Below are 13,354 nucleotides of genomic sequence, written 5' to 3' on the forward strand. Positions count from 1 at the left end.
CTGCCCGATTACCCGCGCGGCCCTGCCATCGTCCCCGGTGCAAGGGCCGCGCTGAACATTTTCGATGGAAGAGCGAGAGACATGAAAGCAGCCATTCTGGAAAAAGCCGGCAGCCCGCTGGAAATCGGCGATCTGTCGATTGCCAAACCCGGCCCGCACGAGGTGCTGATCCGCACCGCCGCCTGCGGGTTGTGCCATTCCGACCTTCATTTCATCGAAGGTGCCTATCCGCACCCCCTGCCCGCCGTTCCCGGCCATGAGGCTGCCGGCGTGGTCGAAGCCGTGGGCAGCGAAGTCCGCACCGTATCGCCCGGCGATCACGTGGTCACCTGCCTTTCGGCATTCTGCGGCCATTGCGAATTCTGCGTGACCGGGCGGATGGCGCTGTGCCTTGGCGGCGATACCCGCCGCGCGGTGGATGCACCTCCGCGCCTGACCCGCGCCAACGGTGGCGAAACGGTCAACCAGATGCTGAACCTGTCCGCCTTTGCCGAACAGATGCTGGTCCATGAACATGCCTGCGTCGCGATCGACCGGGACATGCCGCTCGACCGCGCCGCCATCATCGGCTGCGCCGTCACCACGGGTGCAGGCGCCATCTTCAACGCCGCTGCCATCGTGCCGGGCGAGACCGTCGCCGTCATCGGCTGCGGGGGCGTGGGCCTTGCTGCCGTCAATGCCGCGAAGATCGCCGGGGCGGGCCGCGTCATCGCCGCCGATCCCATCGCCGAAAAGCGCCAACTGGCCAGGGTGCTGGGCGCGACCGACGTGGTCGATCCGACGGCGGAGGGCATGACCAAGCAGATCATGGAAATGACCAGGGGCGGCGTGCATCACGCGATCGAGGCGGTGGGCCGCCAGGCTTCCGCCGATTTCGCCGTCAGCATCCTGCGCCGGGGCGGCACTGCGACCATCCTGGGCATGATGCCGCTGGACTGCAAGGTGGGCCTTGGCGCGATGGATCTGCTTTCGGGCAAGAAGCTGCAGGGCGCGATCATGGGCAACAACCGCTTCCCGGTCGATCTGCCCCGGCTGGTCGATTTCTACATGCGCGGCCTGCTCGACCTCGACACCATCATATCGGAACGCATCGCCCTGAAGGATGTGAACGAAGGATTCGAACGCATGAAGAAAGGCGACAGCGCACGCAGCGTCATCGTGTTCGACCAGTGACGGACGCGCCGATCGACGCCGAACGGGCCTTCACCGGCACGATCGAACCGCAGGGGGAGGACCGGCTGGACCTTGACCGGTTGGCCGAATGGATGCGCGATAATGTCGCCGGCTTCGAAGGGCCGCTTTCGCAGGCCAAGTTCAAGGGCGGGCAGTCGAACCCCACCTACCGGCTGGACAGCCCCAGCGGGCGTTACGTGCTGCGGCGCAAGCCTTTTGGCAAATTGCTGCCGTCCGCCCATGCGGTCGATCGGGAGTTCCGGGTCCAGTCGGGGCTGGAGAAGGTCGGCTTCCCCGTCGCTCCGCAATATGGACTGTGCGAGGATGAGAGCGTCATCGGCGCCATGTTCTATGTCATGGGCATGGTCGACGGGAAGACGATCTGGGACGGGTCGATGCCCGGATCGACGCCCGAGATACGCCGCCAGACCTATCTGGCGATGGTCGACACGCTGGCCGAACTGCACCGGGTCGATCTCGGCGCGGCGGGTCTGGAAAGCTACGGCAAGCCCGGCAATTATTTCGGGCGGCAGGTCGAACGCTGGACGAAGCAATATCGCCTGTCGGAAACCGAGCGGCTCGATCCCATGGAGCGGTTGATCGAATATCTTCCCGCCACTCTCCCCGAACAGACGCGCACCAGCGTGGTGCATGGCGATTACCGCATCGATAATCTGATTTACGACAAGAACGAACCCAAGGTGCTGGCGGTGCTGGATTGGGAATTGTCCACGCTGGGCGATCCGCTCGCCGATTTCACCTATCTATGTCTTGCCTGGGTGACGGAGAACGGCGGGCGTTCAGGCGTGATGGATATCGACAGGCAGGCGCTTGGCATCCCCGAACTGGATGAGATCGTAACCCGCTACTGCGCCGCCACGGGCCGCGACGATGTGCCGGACATGAACTGGTACATCGCCTATAATTTCTTCCGGCTGGCGGGGATCATGCAGGGGATCAAGAAACGCGTGGCCGACGGAACCGCGTCCAGCGCCCATGCCCGCGCCATGTCGGAACGGGTAGAACCGCTGGCGCAGACCGCATGGGACTTTGCGAAAAAGGCGGGGGCCGAATGAAACTCCTTTCATCGGCGCTGGGTCAGCGGGAGCAAGGCTGATGCATTCCGGTTCCTGCCTGTGCGGTGCGGTAGGTTTCACGGTAGCAGGCGACTTGCCGCAACCGGACATCTGCCACTGCCGCATGTGCCGGAAGCAATCGGGCCACTGTTTCGCCTCGACCGACGTTCCGAAATCTGCCGTCGCCATTTCGGGCGATGATGCTCTCGGCTGGTTCCAATCGTCCGAAAAGGTCAGGCGCGGCTTCTGCTCTCGCTGCGGGTCGAACTTGTTCTGGGAACCCGTCCATCGCCACTGGACGGCCATAGCGATGGGCGCGTTCGACGGACCCACCGGGACCACGGCAAAGATGCACATCTTCGTCGCCGACAAAGGCGATTATTACGACATTGCCGATGGTCTGCCGCAGAATGAGTAAGGTGCATCGCTGCTGACCGGCGCTCCGCAGCCTGCTCGAACAGGCAGGCTCAGGATCGGCCGCTCCGCCCGGTCAGAATTGCCGGTGCCATTTCAGCGCGATGCCCCGATCATCCGGCAGGGTGGAATAATGACCGGGATCCCTGCGATAGAACAGGCTGGCCGATGCTTTCCCCATCCATAGCGGCCCCGTCCACGCCAGTTCGCCCATCACTTCGCTGCCTTCGGGCGCAAGGCTCATCGTGCGGACGCCCTGGATGGCGCTCTCGGTCGCATAATCATACGCGACGGGCAGTGCGAAATTCAGCCCGCCGCTTGTGATCCGCAATGGCTGCGAAACACGGAAGCCAAGCGAATCCCCAGGTTTCAGTGCGTCATATCGCGCCAGATCGAATGACCATGCATTGCTGGTAAAATCGGACTTCCCGGCGACGGTCCCGCTCCGGTTCGCCCTTGTGTAACCCTGCCGGTATGCCGCCCCCAAACGCCAGTCGGGTGCGAAATCATACCCGGCGGTCGCATCGACGAACAGGCTGTCGGCACCGGTTGCGCCCAGCGCCTCGTGGAAATAGGCGCCCAGCACCGTTTCATCCTCGGCCAGCCAGTCGAGGCCGAGCGTGGCCTCGACATCGCCGAACCGGCGGTCGGCCGTAAGCGCGAAGGTCCGTGCGCCGAACTTCTCCCGGTCGCGGCGGGCACTGGCCGCGCTTTGCCGAAAATTGCCGAGCCAGGCCTCGCCCTGCTGCGCGCTGGCGGTCAGACCCCAGTCGCCCAGATCCCGGCGGATGGCGAAGGAAGCATCGCCGCTTTCGATGAACCCATTGTCGGCCTGTGCGCTGCCCGCGATCAGGAACGCGGGGCGGCTCTGCCCCTGCATCTGCGCGACCAGCCCACCGGCGCCTTCACCGAAGGCGAACCCCGCCTGCAGATCGGACGCGATCTTCATCGCGATGCGGGCGGCCAGCACCCGCGCAATCTCGGCATCGTCCTGTGACAGGCGCAATTGCCCGGTCCACAGCGCGCCATCCTCAGATGGCGTATTGCCGATGCGGAAGGCCATCGCCAGATTGTCATTGCCCCCCGACACGTGCCGCCCGTTTCGCGCCAGCGCCGCTACCAGCCGGGGCCGCAGCGCCGCACTCCGCGCGCGCGCAGCGAAGTCGAACTCATAGGCGCGCTTGTATTTGTCGAGCAGAACGGCCGTGACGGGCGCGCGCGACAGCGCATCGCCCATCGGCCCGGAACCAACTCCCGTATCGTCGCCCAGCGGAACCAGCGCGGTGCTGCCGGCCAGAGTAGTGGCCCCGGCAGGGGCGAAGGCGCGCGCGATATCGAGTATGCCGCGGCCGTAAATCACATCGGTCCCGGTCGCGCCTGCGTCACGTGCGCTGTCGAGCAGGATGGACACGATGTCCGCGCCGCTCAGATTGGGAAACGCCTGCTTCAGCAAGGCAACCGCACCCGATACTTGCGGGGCGGAAAAGCTGGTGCCGGAAAACAGCGTCACGAAACGGTCGCCATTCTCATCGGTGGTGATGAACAATTCACCGTCCTGATAGACACAGCAGATGCGCTGTCCCCGGGCGGTCAGGAACGACCCGGCGAGCCTCCCGGCCTTGTTGCTGAATGGCGAGATCACGCCGCTGTCATCCACCGAACCGACAATGATGACATTGCTTCCGCCAGCCTCGAGGATGGTCGCAGCGAAGGGATCGGGCTGGCTCGGGTCGATATTGGCTTCGGTGGATTCCCCTTCGTTCCCCGCCGAAGCGATCAGGACGACACCGCGCGCCGCAGCGCGGGCCACGGCGGTCCGCACGAGATTGCTGACACCGCCGCCACCGAGGCTGAGATTGATGACGGTCGCTCCTGCGCCGACTGCCCGGTCGATACCGGCTGCGATGGCGGTGGAATTGAAGGTGCAGCCGAGCGTCGGATCTTCCGGGTCTTCTTCCGCACAGCTGCCGGGCGTATCGGCGCGCAATGCGATGATCGTGGAGCCGTAGGCAATACCCACCACGCCGGTATTGTTGCGTGCAGCGGCAGCCACCAGCGCCACGTTGGTGCCGTGGTCGTCTTCCTGCTGCGCCGTGCGATTGCTGGCCACATCGGCAGAAGCCGGGTCGATCCTTCCGGCGAATTCGGGACTGTCGAGGTCGATGCCGGTATCGATGATGGCGATCTTGGATCCCGTGCCCGTCACGCCGCGCGACCAGGCGGTTACGGCATTGTGGTAATCCGGCCCGTCGGAGCGGCGGAATTCCGCCGTGTCGAAACTCGCGGCGGGCGTGGGGGTCGGCGTGGGTGTCGGGACCGGGCTGGGCGTGGGTGTCGGCGTTGGAACCGGCGTGGTTATGACTCGCCCGCCAGAACCGCCGCCGCCCCCACAGGCCGACAGGATGGCGATGGCGGCACAGGTGGCGCCTGCGCGCAGACGCAGACGGGTCCGGTCGGAATGGTTCATGCGGTGCGACTCCCCTCCAGCCCGCCTAGCCAACAACCCCTAACCATATCATGAATAGACCAAATTTCATGCAATTCATATCGCCGGCCATGCCTCCTGCGGGCGCGTCACGGCGCGGCACCGGCATCTTGCTCCCTTTCCCCCACATCGCTAGCACCTTCGCGACACGCGCCGGACGCGAATGCACGCCTTATCGGAAGGAACAGCTTACCATGACCACCCACCTGCAGGCCGCCATCGAGAAAGCCTGGGATGACCGTGCCGCCATCACGCCGCAGAGCACCGCCATCCGCGGCGATGTCGAACAGGCGCTCGCGCTGCTCGATACCGGCGAGGCGCGGGTCGCGGAACCGGACGGGAAAGGCGGGTGGACAGTCAACCAGTGGCTGAAGAAAGCCGTCCTGCTCTCGTTCCGGCTCTCTGACAACGAGATGGTTGCAAACGGGGCTGCCGGAGCGCCCGCATTCGACAAGGTGCCATCGAAATTCGCCGGATGGGATGAAGCCCGGTTTCGCGAGGCAGGATTTCGCGTCGTGCCGGGCGCGGTGGCCCGACGCGGCAGTCATATCGGCAAGGGAACGGTGCTGATGCCCAGCTTCGTCAACATCGGTGCCCATATCGCTGAAGGAACCATGATCGACACCTGGGCGACCGTTGGCAGCTGCGCCCAGATCGGCAGAAACGTGCATGTTTCGGGCGGCGCGGGGATCGGCGGCGTGCTGGAACCTTTACAGGCCGGCCCCGTCATCATCGAAGACGGCGCCTTCATCGGCGCCCGTTCTGAAGTGGCCGAAGGCGTCGTCGTGGGCGAAGGCGCGGTGCTGTCGATGGGAGTCTATCTGGGTGCCTCGACCAAGATCGTCGACCGCGCCAGCGGCGAGGTGCATATGGGCAAGGTGCCGCCCTTTGCCGTCGTCGTGCCCGGTTCGCTGCCCGGCAAACCCCTGCCCGACGGATCGCCCGGCCCGTCGCTCTATTGTGCCGTCATCGTCAAGACCGTCGATGCCCGTACGCGCGAAAAGACGGCCATCAACGAATTGCTGCGCGACTGAACTGCCGCGAAGGCAGGAACATTCGCCGGGCCCGGGGGTAATATCAGGAAGCGGGATCGCAACGAATTTCCCGGAGGGACCAGAAGATGACCGACGACAGATACAAGAACGGCAATCGCGAAGTGCACATCAACGAAACCGAAGTCAGCGGCGGCTCCAAGGAAGGCGTCGTGCGCTGGGTGCTGCTCGGCGGATTGCTGCTGGTCATCGTGCTGCTCTCGATCATCTGGATCACCGGCGCCCTGAGCCAGGGCGAGGTCGAGAGCGAGGCAACCGTCAGCGGCACGATCGACGCGATGGATGCGGGGGAAGGTGATGGGATCGGGACCGATACCGACAGCATCATCATGCAGAACGAGGCGATCAGTGATGGCGAGGCCAATCCCGAAGTCACCGACAGCGAGCTGGACGTCATTCCGAACTGATCTGTTTCCGAACTGAACCCGGCTCGCCAGACCCAAGCAGCAGAAAGGCGCCAACATCATGAGTAATGCAAACTCCTATCAGACTGGCGACAAGGTCAAGTGGGAATGGGGCAGCGGCGAAGGCACCGGCAAGATCTCCGAACGTTTCACCCGCGATGTGGAACGCACTATCAAGGGGTCGAAGATCAAGCGCAACGGCAGTCAGGACGATCCGGCCTATCTGATCAAGCAGGACGATGGCGACGAAGTCCTCAAGCTCGGGTCCGAACTGAAGAAGGGTTGAGGGCGTGCGCCCGAGAGGAATGGCACCGGCGGGCTGAATCAGCCGAGCCTGCCGACGAACAGGACGATCGACATGGACGATGACAAACAGGCCGAGGTCTATTCCGAATTCATGGCTTGCGTGAACATGCAGCCGGGGGAACTGGAGGAATGGCTGGAAAGCGAAGAGTCTAAGTCGGTCGGCGATTCCGACACCGGCGAGAGCACCGGTCACAAATCAGGTCACCGCATCGTCGAGATCAAGCGGACGAAGAAAGCCGATCTGAAGGACGATCATTACAGGCACATGCAGAAGGTCGTCGGCTATGTTCACCGCCACATGGCGCAGAAACCTGGTGGCGATATCAAGGACACCAACTGGCGGTACAGCCTGATGAACTGGGGTCACGACCCCTGCAAGGATGATGGCTGATCATGGCGGTGGAAGCAATCTGGAACGGAACCATCATTGCGCGGGCGGAAAAGACTCTGATGGTCGAGGGCAATCACTATTTCCCGCGTTCATCCCTGAACGAGGCGTCGCTTGTCCAAAGCGACACCACGACCGTATGCCCGTGGAAGGGCACCGCGCATTATTACACGATCGAAACCGGCGGCGAGCGCAATGTCGATGCCGCCTGGTACTATCCGGAACCGAAGGAAAAGGCTGCACAGATCAAGGATCATGTGGCGTTCTGGAAAGGCGTCGTCATCCGGGAATGCTGATCGGCGGCGCGTGGAACAACCAGCCCGCCCCGCGGGTTTGTCATGGCAAGGAGCAACTTTCCCATGAGCAAGACGATCTCCGATATTTCAGAGCACATGAAAGCCATCGATTTCTGCATGCTGGTCAGCCGCGCGCAGGACGGGTCGCTGGGCGGCCGCCCCATGAGCAACAATCAGGAAGTCGATTACGAAGGAGACAGCTTCTTCTTCTCTTATGACGACACGCGGATGGTAGAGGATATCGGCCGCGACGCTTCTGTCGGCCTGACCTATTCCGGCGCTCCGGCTCCCGACATGGCCAGGGGCGCGCCAGGCCTGTTCATTCATGTAGAGGGCGAAGCGAAACTGATCCGCGACAAGGGCCAGTTTGCAGCTCACTGGGACGAAAGCCTTTTCCGATGGTTCGAACAGGGTGTCGACACGCCAGGTTTGATCCTGATCAAGGTCGCTGCCAAGCGCATCCATTACTGGGCCGGAGAAGACGAGGGCGAGGTGCGCGTTCCCGATCCCGCTGAATGATGCCTCGCCAGAAACCGGCATATGTGCAGGATGTCCTGGGCCGATCAATGCGGGTCATCGGGCCGGGATGGGTCTCGTGATTGTGCCCGCCAGAGCCGCCCTTCGCTTCGCGCTCGCTGCGGCCTATGCGATTGCCGGATATCTGCACATCGCCAGTCCCGCTGCGTTCCTGAGCATCATGCCGCGATTCATCCCCTTCCCCGGCACGGTCGTGCTGCTGACCGGGATAGCGGAGCTTCTGGGTGCCCTCGCCCTGGTGCAACCGGTCAGTGCGAAGCTGCGGAGAGCCGGGGCCATCGGGCTGGCGATCTATGCGATCTGCGTCTTTCCCGCCAATATCAATCACTTCATTCTGGACATGAACCGGCCGAATGGCGGATTGGGCCTCGCCTATCATATCCCGCGCATGTTCGCGCAGCCGGTAATCATCTGGCTGACTTTGTGGTGCGTGGATCTGGCGGGCTCGCCCTTTCGAAGGCACCGTTCGCACGCCGGGGATCGTTGAAAGGAAAAGGCCCGGCAGAACCTGCGCTGGTTCGCCGGACCGGTTCCGCTCAATGCTAGCGGGCGATCAGGTCAGGTGCTTCGACACCGCTGCCGTCATCTTGAACATCGAAATACGTTCCTTGCCGATAACCGCACCCAGCTTCTCGTCCGCCTCGATCATCCGCTTGTCCTCGGCGACCTGCAGATCGTGCTTCTTGATATATTCCCACACCTTGGACGTTACCTGCGCGCGGGTCATCGGCCCCTTGCCGATGACATTCTCAAGTTCCGACGATACTTCGACGGGTTTCTGCAAAGCGTTATTGGCACCTGCCATCATGATTTCCTTCTCTAGAGTAATCTCGTCCCGCGCCCTTGCAGACGCAACTTGCGTGTAATTAATCCTCGTCACCTTCGGGGCGGACATAGACCCCTGTCAATATCGCCGTTGCAATCACGTGCCCTTCCATGGCCGCGATCAGTCCGTCCCGGTTGGCGCCCGGCATAAGCGTCAGCGGCAGATCGAGCGCGAAGATCTGAAAGACGTAGTCATGGGGGCCATGCCCGGTCGGCGGGTCGGGCAGCAGCCATTCGGAATTGCCATAGGAATTCTTGCCCACACGCGGCGGAGTCTCGCCCTCCAACAACTTGCCCTTCTGCGGCGGCAGGCCCCAGACCAGCCAATGGCACAGCGGTTCGCCCGCCGGCGCATCGGGGTCTTCGACGATGATTGCCAGTTCCTGAGTCCCCGGTGGCGGCGCAGTCCATTCCAGCGGCGGCGCGACGGCGTCCTCCTCATCGGCAGTGAAGCACGGGTCCAGTTCGGCGCCATCGGCAAAGGCGGGACTGGTCAGATCGAAACCGCTCTTGCCATTCAGATTTTCCTGGCCGAGGCGAACGATGGCAAGCTTGCCATGGCCGGCGCGGACATTCTTGAGGGCTTTTCCAAGCCATTCAGGTACGTGTTCAAGCATTCGGGCGTGGTTTCCTTTTCCAGGCGGGTTCTAGGCCATACAACGCGCGCAAGCGAGAGCAGGCCCCGCATTTCCCGGAAAATATCCGCAGGACGTGCATCAGCCATGCTGCGGCGATGGCGCGACAAAGCCTGTCACACTTGTGCTGCGTGTTTCCGGGTCTAGGATCGCAGGCGGCTAATCCCTCCTGACCCGAGAGCGTTCATGACAAGAGAATATGGCAGCTTTCGTGAATTCTGGCCGTTTTACCTGCGGGAACACAGTCGCCCCATGACACGCGCGCTACATTATATCGGCACCACGCTGGTCGTGCTGATCGCATTTGCCGGCACGGTCGCGGGCGAATGGTGGATCCTGCTGGCGATGCCGCTGGCTGGCTATTTCTTCGCCTGGATCGCCCATTTCAGGGTGGAACGGAACCGCCCGGCAACCTTCACCTACCCTTTATGGTCACTGGCTGCCGATTTTCGCATGTGGTGGCTCTGGCTTACCGGAAGGCTGAAGCCGGAGTTGGATAGGGCCGGCGTAAAGCCTATCTCCGGCGGCTGAGGCGCGCGCGATTGGCGCGCACGGTGGGTCCATAATGTGCGATGGTCCGGTCGGCAGCGACTCGCAGATCGTAGCCCAGCCCGCCGGTCATCATCAGGGTGCCGAGTTCGGCATTGGCGGACAGCTTCTCGGAAAACATCCGTGCCGCTTCCTTCCGCGCGGCGATGCCGCCCCCGGCGATCAGGGCCGTTCGCAACCACATGACGGTCGCGGCATCCGCGCCCAGCGACCAGGCTTCGCAGAGCGTCGTCATCCACGCGCTATCTGGTTTGAAACTGTTCATGCCAAGCCTTTCGCGTCCGGGAATTTCGCTTGTCGCGGTTGTCGATTAGACGATTTCGCCGGTGCAGGCGGATGCAGGAAAGCGCAGGGCCCGGAACCCGGCATTCAGGCCGATGCGTCTTCCTGTTCCGCAGCGCGGCGCGCGGCACGTTCCTCATCGGCAACGCGGCGATCACGGGCGACCTGCCGGGCACGATGCGCCAGGTCGAGCCAGACGGCTTCCGAGCGCAACGCGCGTTCGCGCACGTTGTCGAGCGTGGCTTCGCTGGCCTGCCTGGCCGATTCCTGCGCGCGTTCGGAATAGAATTCGTAAGTCTGACTCATCCTGGTATCCCGTGATTTGAAACTTGAAACCCGGCAGCCTTCGTCGCGGAAGGCCGCCGGGTGGATGCGCATCAATCAGGCAGAAGCGAGATTGATCGCCGATTCCTTGCCGTTCCGGCCGGTTTCGACGTCATAGGAGAGGCGCTGGTCCTTATCGAGCGTCTGCATGCCTGCGGCATGAACTGCGGTGATGTGGACGAAGCTGTCCTGACCGCCGTCTTCGGGCTGGATGAAACCGTAGCCCTTGTCGGTGTTGAAGAATTTGACTGTGCCGATAGGCATAAGCGTTTCCTTTCAAGAAACATAACCCGGTTCCGCGGAACTGCGGACCTGCGGGGTCGTGCGTAAGGCCGTCTGTTGAAAGGAAGTCGTCGAGAGTGCGCGTCGGTCAGACCAGAAGGTCGCCTCAGCGGATAGCGTCGAAGTCCGTCGCAAGTTTCGACGTCAGCACGGGGCTTGTAACATGGAAACCGCCGTTCCCCTAATCCTTACGCCGTATGCGCGAACCATCCCGCCCCGAAAGGCGAAAAAGCGCGCCTGTCGCGACTGGACAGGCGCGCCTGAACCTTGCGGCTGATCCGAAAAATCAGCTCGGCATCAGCACCGTGTCGATGGCGTGGATAGTGCCGTTGGCGGCGTTCACATCGGTCATGGTCACGGTGGCGGTACCGCCGGTCGCGTCGGTCAGGATCACTTTTTCACCGTCGAGCGTCGCGGTCAGCGTTTCGCCGTTCAGCGTGGTCAGTTCGGCCGAACCGCCCCCGTCGGTGATTGCCTGCGTCAACGCATCGGCCAACATATTGCCGGACACGACATGGTAGGTCAGGATACCGCTGAGCTGTTCGCGATTTTCAGGTGCCGTCAAATTGTCGAGCGTTCCGGCGGACAGCTTCTCGAAAGCCGAGTTAGTCGGCGCGAAAACGGTGTACGGCCCGGCCCCGCTCAGCGTGCCGCCAAGATCGGCTGCATCGATCGCAGTGACAAGGGTGGAGAAATTGGCGTCGCTCTGTGCGACACCGACGATGTCCGGGGCAGTTCCGGCGGTTTCCATCGTATCGACAGCAGCGGTGTCGTCGACGATGATCGTGTCATCGGCCGGTTCGGAAGAGCAGGCGGCAAGCGCAAGAGCGGAAGCGGCCAGAGGCAAAGCGAGAAGTTTCATGGGTGATGTTCCTGGAAGATGCTGTTGATCATTTCCGGACACCCTCTGTCAGGCCCGGCTTCACAATTATCAACGAGAGTTGCCACAGAACGTTCCCATTTCCGCCTTAATTTGCCACATTTCGTTCCGTTATGATTCCCTAGTGCAGCAACCCTACGGAGCAGCGAGGCCGGTAAACGGGCGATCTTCCGTCCAGGCACAACCCGATCTGGTGTCGCCCCCAAGCTGCAGCGTGGCGGTAAAGGGATATTTCCTGTCTGACATGCCATCGCTGCAAGCGATCGGCGTCACGGCGAGATCGAGCGGGACGTCATCGAGCGCACCGGACCAGGAGATGCCGCCCCGCCCCGCAAAGGGTTCAACCTCGATGTCCCTGCCATCGGGGTTCTCCGGCGTCCGGTAAATCAGCGCCCTGCCGGTGATCTCGCCGCCCCAGAACGGCTCCGTGCCGGTCAGATAGACGGTATCCGCCTCGCCGATCCCGTCATAGGGCTGCCTCGAACCATCGTCGCCTGGAAGCCTATCGGATCCGGGGCCGTTTGCTGCCGGGCCGCAACCCGCCACAGCAAGGCAGATGCCAAGCAGCAGCGCTGAATTGCGGGCAGGGTTCACGTCGGTCATGGCCAATTGCTTCCTCATTCCCGTTCAGACCAGTCCCAGCAGAACAGTCGCCATGCCGAGGGCGAGCGAAAGCGGCACGCGCAGGCCCATCCACCATGACGGTGCGCCATAGCGCGGCATGATGCGGTCGATCAGCAGGCTGGCGAAGATGAAGATGCCGAGCGCGACGAGCGGGCCGGCCCAGTCCCCGGTCCAGAGGCAGAGCAGGAAGGCCAGCAATGACGGAACCACGGACACGAACCACAGCCAGCGCGGCACGGCTTTCCCGCGCGCATGGCGTGCTGCGGCAATGCCCCACCACAATCCGCCGAGAAAGCTGAATATCAGCGCGCCATAGGCCCAGCCCAGCGCCAGAATGGCCGGACGCCATTCCTCGGGGCCGATCAGCAGCGCCAGCAGGCACGCCCATTGCGGCAACAGGCCGGCGAGGCCAAGCCACCTCGGCAGAGGCGGCACGCCGTTCACGCGCGGTCCGACTCGCCCTGCTCCGCAGGTGCCTCGGCCTTCGCGGAGGCGATGCGGCGATGTTCGTCGACGCTGCGGCGCATCTCCCGTGCCTGCAATTCAAGCGCACGGCCACTGAGGCGGATCTCGCGGCTCTGCTGGAAGAGACCCAGCACCAGCCACAGGAAGGCCAGCGGACTGGACACGCCCCCGACAAAATCACCCAGCTCGTTGAGGCGAAGGTCGGCCGGATTCTGCCCCTGCAGGAACAGGTACAGCACGAGCAGGGCGACATACAGCACCGACAGAGCCAACCCGATCAGGGGCAGATAGCGGCGATCGCGCTTGCCTTCTTCATCCTGCGTCATCGCGCCAGTCTGCTCCGGCATCGTGCCCTCA

The 13,354-nt window shown here is 63.0% G+C and carries 21 protein-coding genes; 11 read left to right on the forward strand and 10 right to left on the reverse strand.

The window, feature by feature from the left end:
- Positions 1-81: 81 nt before the first annotated feature.
- From HG250_RS09045 to HG250_RS09055, 3 genes are read left to right on the forward strand one after another with little or no spacing between them, the layout of a single operon-like run.
- Positions 82-1,173 (forward strand): Zn-dependent alcohol dehydrogenase, encoded by a 1,092-nt coding sequence (locus HG250_RS09045; protein ID WP_170004878.1) that lies wholly within the window; start codon positions 82-84, stop codon positions 1,171-1,173.
- Positions 1,170-2,249, forward strand: a complete 1,080-nt coding sequence (locus HG250_RS09050) for a phosphotransferase family protein (RefSeq protein ID WP_338103895.1) — start codon at positions 1,170-1,172, stop codon at positions 2,247-2,249. The genes HG250_RS09045 and HG250_RS09050 overlap by 4 nt, the downstream gene beginning before the upstream one ends.
- Before the next feature lie 40 nt (positions 2,250-2,289).
- On the forward strand, positions 2,290-2,667 hold the full coding sequence (locus HG250_RS09055) for a GFA family protein (RefSeq protein ID WP_170004880.1): 378 nt from the start codon (positions 2,290-2,292) through the stop codon (positions 2,665-2,667).
- 72 nt (positions 2,668-2,739) lie between these two features.
- Here the strand turns inward: HG250_RS09055 and HG250_RS09060 are convergent, their stop codons facing one another.
- Positions 2,740-5,130: a S8 family peptidase gene (locus tag HG250_RS09060; protein ID WP_240957033.1), complete on the reverse strand. Its 2,391-nt coding sequence runs from the start codon at positions 5,128-5,130 to the stop codon at positions 2,740-2,742.
- A 212-nt stretch (positions 5,131-5,342) separates the two neighbouring features.
- Between HG250_RS09060 and dapD the strand changes: the two genes are divergently transcribed.
- The 7 genes from dapD to HG250_RS09095 all read left to right on the forward strand — a co-directional run bounded on the left by dapD (position 5,343) and on the right by HG250_RS09095 (position 8,618).
- Positions 5,343-6,182 (forward strand): 2,3,4,5-tetrahydropyridine-2,6-dicarboxylate N-succinyltransferase, encoded by an 840-nt coding sequence (gene dapD / locus HG250_RS09065; protein WP_170004882.1) that lies wholly within the window; start codon positions 5,343-5,345, stop codon positions 6,180-6,182.
- Between the two features lie 86 nt (positions 6,183-6,268).
- The gene (locus tag HG250_RS09070) at positions 6,269-6,607 is read left to right on the forward strand and encodes a hypothetical protein (RefSeq protein WP_170004884.1); all 339 of its coding nucleotides are present in this window, start codon (positions 6,269-6,271) and stop codon (positions 6,605-6,607) included.
- A gap of 58 nt (positions 6,608-6,665) precedes the next feature.
- Positions 6,666-6,890, forward strand: coding sequence for a hypervirulence associated TUDOR domain-containing protein (locus HG250_RS09075; RefSeq protein WP_170004886.1), 225 nt, complete (start codon positions 6,666-6,668; stop codon positions 6,888-6,890).
- 72 nt (positions 6,891-6,962) lie between these two features.
- A complete protein-coding gene (locus HG250_RS09080; protein ID WP_170004888.1) occupies positions 6,963-7,301 on the forward strand; it encodes a DUF3140 domain-containing protein in 339 nt (112 codons plus the stop codon).
- 2 nt (positions 7,302-7,303) lie between these two features.
- Complete coding sequence (locus HG250_RS09085; RefSeq protein ID WP_170004890.1) at positions 7,304-7,594, forward strand: DUF427 domain-containing protein; 291 nt, start codon at positions 7,304-7,306, stop codon at positions 7,592-7,594.
- Between the two features lie 63 nt (positions 7,595-7,657).
- Positions 7,658-8,113, forward strand: coding sequence for a pyridoxamine 5'-phosphate oxidase family protein (locus HG250_RS09090; protein WP_170004892.1), 456 nt, complete (start codon positions 7,658-7,660; stop codon positions 8,111-8,113).
- Between the two features lie 76 nt (positions 8,114-8,189).
- Positions 8,190-8,618, forward strand: a complete 429-nt coding sequence (locus HG250_RS09095; RefSeq protein ID WP_420821318.1) for a DoxX family protein — start codon at positions 8,190-8,192, stop codon at positions 8,616-8,618.
- A gap of 66 nt (positions 8,619-8,684) precedes the next feature.
- On the opposite strand, the gene HG250_RS09100 is transcribed toward HG250_RS09095, so the two are convergent.
- Both HG250_RS09100 and HG250_RS09105 read right to left on the reverse strand, forming a co-directional pair.
- Positions 8,685-9,011 carry an SWIB/MDM2 domain-containing protein gene (locus HG250_RS09100; RefSeq protein WP_338103896.1) on the reverse strand — a complete coding sequence of 109 codons (327 nt, stop codon included), beginning with the start codon at positions 9,009-9,011 and terminating at the stop codon, positions 8,685-8,687.
- Positions 8,998-9,573 carry a YbhB/YbcL family Raf kinase inhibitor-like protein gene (locus HG250_RS09105; RefSeq protein ID WP_170004896.1) on the reverse strand — a complete coding sequence of 192 codons (576 nt, stop codon included), beginning with the start codon at positions 9,571-9,573 and terminating at the stop codon, positions 8,998-9,000. The genes HG250_RS09100 and HG250_RS09105 overlap by 14 nt, the downstream gene beginning before the upstream one ends.
- A gap of 204 nt (positions 9,574-9,777) precedes the next feature.
- Between HG250_RS09105 and HG250_RS09110 the strand changes: the two genes are divergently transcribed.
- On the forward strand, positions 9,778-10,122 hold the full coding sequence (locus HG250_RS09110; protein ID WP_170004898.1) for an Mpo1-like protein: 345 nt from the start codon (positions 9,778-9,780) through the stop codon (positions 10,120-10,122).
- Here HG250_RS09110 and HG250_RS09115 read toward each other — a convergent pair.
- The 7 genes from HG250_RS09115 to HG250_RS09145 form a co-directional block, all read right to left on the reverse strand.
- On the reverse strand, positions 10,106-10,405 hold the full coding sequence (locus tag HG250_RS09115; RefSeq protein WP_240957034.1) for a hypothetical protein: 300 nt from the start codon (positions 10,403-10,405) through the stop codon (positions 10,106-10,108). The genes HG250_RS09110 and HG250_RS09115 overlap by 17 nt on opposite strands.
- A gap of 104 nt (positions 10,406-10,509) precedes the next feature.
- On the reverse strand, positions 10,510-10,728 hold the full coding sequence (locus tag HG250_RS09120; protein ID WP_170004900.1) for a hypothetical protein: 219 nt from the start codon (positions 10,726-10,728) through the stop codon (positions 10,510-10,512).
- 75 nt (positions 10,729-10,803) lie between these two features.
- On the reverse strand, positions 10,804-11,010 hold the full coding sequence (locus tag HG250_RS09125) for a cold-shock protein (protein WP_170004902.1): 207 nt from the start codon (positions 11,008-11,010) through the stop codon (positions 10,804-10,806).
- A gap of 304 nt (positions 11,011-11,314) precedes the next feature.
- Positions 11,315-11,890, reverse strand: a complete 576-nt coding sequence (locus HG250_RS09130) for a fasciclin domain-containing protein (protein WP_170004904.1) — start codon at positions 11,888-11,890, stop codon at positions 11,315-11,317.
- Positions 11,891-12,043: 153 nt separating this feature from the next.
- A complete protein-coding gene (locus HG250_RS09135; RefSeq protein WP_240957035.1) occupies positions 12,044-12,529 on the reverse strand; it encodes a COG3650 family protein in 486 nt (161 codons plus the stop codon).
- A 6-nt stretch (positions 12,530-12,535) separates the two neighbouring features.
- Positions 12,536-12,967: a DUF3429 family protein gene (locus HG250_RS09140; RefSeq protein ID WP_170004906.1), complete on the reverse strand. Its 432-nt coding sequence runs from the start codon at positions 12,965-12,967 to the stop codon at positions 12,536-12,538.
- A 5-nt stretch (positions 12,968-12,972) separates the two neighbouring features.
- Entirely contained in the window at positions 12,973-13,344 is a 372-nt protein-coding gene (locus HG250_RS09145; RefSeq protein WP_170004908.1) for a hypothetical protein, read from the reverse strand.
- Positions 13,345-13,354: the final 10 nt, after the last annotated feature.

Source organism: Pseudopontixanthobacter vadosimaris, assembly GCF_012979275.1.
Lineage (GTDB): Bacteria > Pseudomonadota > Alphaproteobacteria > Sphingomonadales > Sphingomonadaceae > Pseudopontixanthobacter > Pseudopontixanthobacter vadosimaris.

Bases quoted from the DNA above. Each gene is read 5' to 3' on its own strand.
- HG250_RS09045 (WP_170004878.1), top strand. From the start codon at position 82: ATGAAAGCAGCCATTCTGGAAAAAGCCGGCAGCCCGCTGGAAATCGGC.
- HG250_RS09055 (WP_170004880.1), top strand. From the start codon at position 2,290: ATGCATTCCGGTTCCTGCCTGTGCGGTGCGGTAGGTTTCACGGTAGCA.
- HG250_RS09060 (WP_240957033.1), bottom strand. From the start codon at position 5,130: ATGAACCATTCCGACCGGACCCGTCTGCGTCTGCGCGCAGGCGCCACC.
- dapD (WP_170004882.1), top strand. From the start codon at position 5,343: ATGACCACCCACCTGCAGGCCGCCATCGAGAAAGCCTGGGATGACCGT.
- HG250_RS09070 (WP_170004884.1), top strand. From the start codon at position 6,269: ATGACCGACGACAGATACAAGAACGGCAATCGCGAAGTGCACATCAAC.
- HG250_RS09075 (WP_170004886.1), top strand. From the start codon at position 6,666: ATGAGTAATGCAAACTCCTATCAGACTGGCGACAAGGTCAAGTGGGAA.
- HG250_RS09080 (WP_170004888.1), top strand. From the start codon at position 6,963: ATGGACGATGACAAACAGGCCGAGGTCTATTCCGAATTCATGGCTTGC.
- HG250_RS09085 (WP_170004890.1), top strand. From the start codon at position 7,304: ATGGCGGTGGAAGCAATCTGGAACGGAACCATCATTGCGCGGGCGGAA.
- HG250_RS09090 (WP_170004892.1), top strand. From the start codon at position 7,658: ATGAGCAAGACGATCTCCGATATTTCAGAGCACATGAAAGCCATCGAT.
- HG250_RS09105 (WP_170004896.1), bottom strand. From the start codon at position 9,573: ATGCTTGAACACGTACCTGAATGGCTTGGAAAAGCCCTCAAGAATGTC.
- HG250_RS09110 (WP_170004898.1), top strand. From the start codon at position 9,778: ATGACAAGAGAATATGGCAGCTTTCGTGAATTCTGGCCGTTTTACCTG.
- HG250_RS09115 (WP_240957034.1), bottom strand. From the start codon at position 10,405: ATGAACAGTTTCAAACCAGATAGCGCGTGGATGACGACGCTCTGCGAA.
- HG250_RS09120 (WP_170004900.1), bottom strand. From the start codon at position 10,728: ATGAGTCAGACTTACGAATTCTATTCCGAACGCGCGCAGGAATCGGCC.
- HG250_RS09125 (WP_170004902.1), bottom strand. From the start codon at position 11,010: ATGCCTATCGGCACAGTCAAATTCTTCAACACCGACAAGGGCTACGGT.
- HG250_RS09130 (WP_170004904.1), bottom strand. From the start codon at position 11,890: ATGAAACTTCTCGCTTTGCCTCTGGCCGCTTCCGCTCTTGCGCTTGCC.
- HG250_RS09135 (WP_240957035.1), bottom strand. From the start codon at position 12,529: ATGAGGAAGCAATTGGCCATGACCGACGTGAACCCTGCCCGCAATTCA.
- HG250_RS09145 (WP_170004908.1), bottom strand. From the start codon at position 13,344: ATGCCGGAGCAGACTGGCGCGATGACGCAGGATGAAGAAGGCAAGCGC.